At 65.1% G+C, this 2,571-nt stretch carries 3 protein-coding genes; all 3 read left to right on the top strand.

Annotated features, from left to right (window positions below):
• Positions 1-571: hypothetical protein (locus ACFHW1_RS28650; RefSeq protein ID WP_416616696.1), on the top strand; the 571-nt coding region annotated here is incomplete at its 5' end.
• Positions 568-1,041, top strand: a complete 474-nt coding sequence (locus tag ACFHW1_RS28645; protein WP_416568590.1) for an NUDIX domain-containing protein — start codon at positions 568-570, stop codon at positions 1,039-1,041. The genes ACFHW1_RS28650 and ACFHW1_RS28645, both read left to right, overlap by 4 nt.
• A gap of 166 nt (positions 1,042-1,207) precedes the next feature.
• A complete protein-coding gene (locus tag ACFHW1_RS28640; protein WP_416616694.1) occupies positions 1,208-2,302 on the top strand; it encodes an IS630 family transposase in 1,095 nt (364 codons plus the stop codon).
• Positions 2,303-2,571: the final 269 nt, after the last annotated feature.

Genomic DNA, 2,571 nt, shown 5'->3' with positions numbered 1-2,571 from the left:
GCCTACTACTTCCAGGTACCCGCATGTCCGGATCTTGGACCCTATTGCCGGTCGCTCTTACGCCCACCGGGCGGACGTTCCACAGCAGGTGTGGACGGCGTTGCTGACCGGCGCGACGAAGCAGATCGACCTACTCGGCTACGCGTACCCGTTCATCATGGAGATGCTGCCGGACACAATGGAGCGTATCGCAGACAAGTGTGCCAACGGCGCCCGAGTCCGGATGGCCTTCGCTGACCCGGACTGTCCGCACGTCGCCGAGCGCGACGACCTTGAACAGATCGGCGGTACGCTGCCTGGCCGCATCCGCAACGCACTCAACTTCTGCGAGCCGCTGTACGAGGTACCAGGAGTGACGGTCGGTCTGCACACGGTGCACCTGTACAACTCGGTCTTCCGGTTCGACCATCAGATGATCGTGACGCCGCATCTGTACCGCGCGCGGGGCTATCAGCACCCAGCCCTTCACCTGCGGGAGCTGTCACCGCATGGGGTCTTCGCCGCGTACGCAGACCAGTTCGAGCAGGTCTGGCAGACCTGCACTCCGTATCCGCTTCGGGAGGTGTCGTGACCCGTCGCCGTGACTACTACCGCGACCCGGCCGCGCCGAGGGCGAACAGGATCGTCCCTGGCGGTGCGGCGATCGTCACCGACGATCGCGGTCGGGTGCTGATGCACCGACGCGCCGACTCCGGCAACTGGTCGCTGCCCGGCGGCACGATGGAGGTCGGCGAGACACTGCAACAGTGCGTCGTCCGAGAAGTGAAGGAGGAGACCGGCCTCGACATCGAGGTCACCGCGCTGCTCGGCGTCTACACCGACCCGGCTCACGTGATCGCGTACGCGGACGGCGAGGTGCGCCAGGAGTTCACCGTCACCTACCTCGGTCGGATCGTTGGCGGGACGATTCTGGTCAGCGACGAGTCGACCGAGGTGCGGTTCGTCGATCCTGCCGAGTTCGCTGACATCCCCATCCACGACACGGTACGGCTCCGGCTACGCCACCACGCTGAGCGGCGTGATTGTCCGTACCTCGGATAGATGGGGGCGAGGGCAGGCGACGCTGAGTCAGCGGGCTGGTCCAGCTTGCCGGCTGGTGACCGGATTGTGGTAGCGGCTTGTGATACCGCCTTTACAGCTATGGGGGTGGATCTCTAGTGTCGCGTGTCGTAAGTGGTTTTGTGGTTCAGGTGCGGGACAATGAGGCATGTCTGTTGCCGCGCCACTGGCGCTTCGCCCGGGAGATGGGTCTCGTCTACGCGCGTTGACCCGGTCATCACAGTCGGCGGCGGGCCTGGCGCAGCGGGCGAGGATCGTTCTACTGGCCGCTGAAGGTATGCCGAACGCGGCGATCGGCCGACAGGTCGGAGTGTCGACACCGACGGTCCTGGCGTGGCGCAACCGCTACGACGCCGGCGGCATCGACGCGTTGGCCGACCTGGAACGCTCGGGCCGACCGTCGGTGGTCGACGAAGTCGCCATCGTGGTGCGCACCGTCTCCGACGACGGGCGGCCACCAGCGGACCTCGGAGTGACGCACTGGTCGGCGCGGCTGCTGGCCGACCAGCTGCGCCGGGAAGGAACACCGGTCAGCTTCGCCACCGTGTCACGTGTCTGGCGCAAATGGGGCCTGCAACCGCACCGGTCGGAGACGTTCAAGTTCTCCACCGATCCTCAACTGGAAGCCAAGATCCGGGACGTGGTCGGCCTGTACCTGAACCCGCCGGCCGGCGCGGTGGTGGTCTCGGTCGACGAGAAGTCCCAGGTCCAGGCGCTCGACCGGACCGCGCCGATCCTGCCGCTTCGCCCCGGACTGGCGGAGCGTCGGACCCACGACTACGTCCGCAACGGCACCACCACCCTGTTCGCCGCCCTGGAGGTGGCCACCGGACGCGTCAGCGCCGACGCCTGCTTCGACCGGCACTCCAACGTGGAGTTCCTGGCCTTCCTCAAGCAGGTCGCCAAGGCCCACCCCCGAGTACAACTGCACGTCGTGGTCGACAACTACGCCACCCACAACCACCCGAACGTCAAAGCCTGGCTGGCCCGACACCCCCGCATCACCATGCACTTCACCCCCACCAGCTGTTCCTGGCTGAACATGGTGGAGATCTTCTTCGGGATCATCACCCGCCAGGCCATCCGCCGCGGCACCTTCACCTCCGTGCCCGACCTGACCGCCGCGATCCGTGCGTTCATCGACGGCTACAACCAGCGATGCAAACCCTTCGCCTGGACCAAAACCGCCGACCAGATCCTCACCAGAGCCAACCGCAAAAAGACTTCAGACACGGGACACTAGGGTCGGACGGACATGCCCAATAGCCACGGGGGTCCCGAGTGGATGTGTCTATGTGCTGCCGTCCCGTCCGAGCCGTCCACTCGAGTTGGGAGGTGGTTTGAATGGTGGGGTCATCTGACGATCTCGTTCGTCGTGTCCGTGAAGCTTCTGCATATTGGCGAGTCCTGATCGGGCTTCGCGTTATTATACTTCTAGCCTTGACCTTCTTGGAGGCTTATTCAGCAGGGCCCCGATAACCCACAGTGGACCCCCCGATAAATGAGACGGCC

The sequence above is a fragment of the Micromonospora sp. LOL_014 genome, from assembly GCF_048060245.1.
Classification (GTDB): Bacteria; Actinomycetota; Actinomycetes; order Mycobacteriales; family Micromonosporaceae; genus Micromonospora_E.
Note: the sequence above shows the minus strand (reverse complement) of the source record. Positions and strands in the feature narration are given on the sequence as shown.

Coding starts and splice junctions, on each gene's coding strand:
- ACFHW1_RS28640 (WP_416616694.1), top strand. CDS start 1,208: ATGTCTGTTGCCGCGCCACTGGCGCTTCGCCCGGGAGATGGGTCTCGT.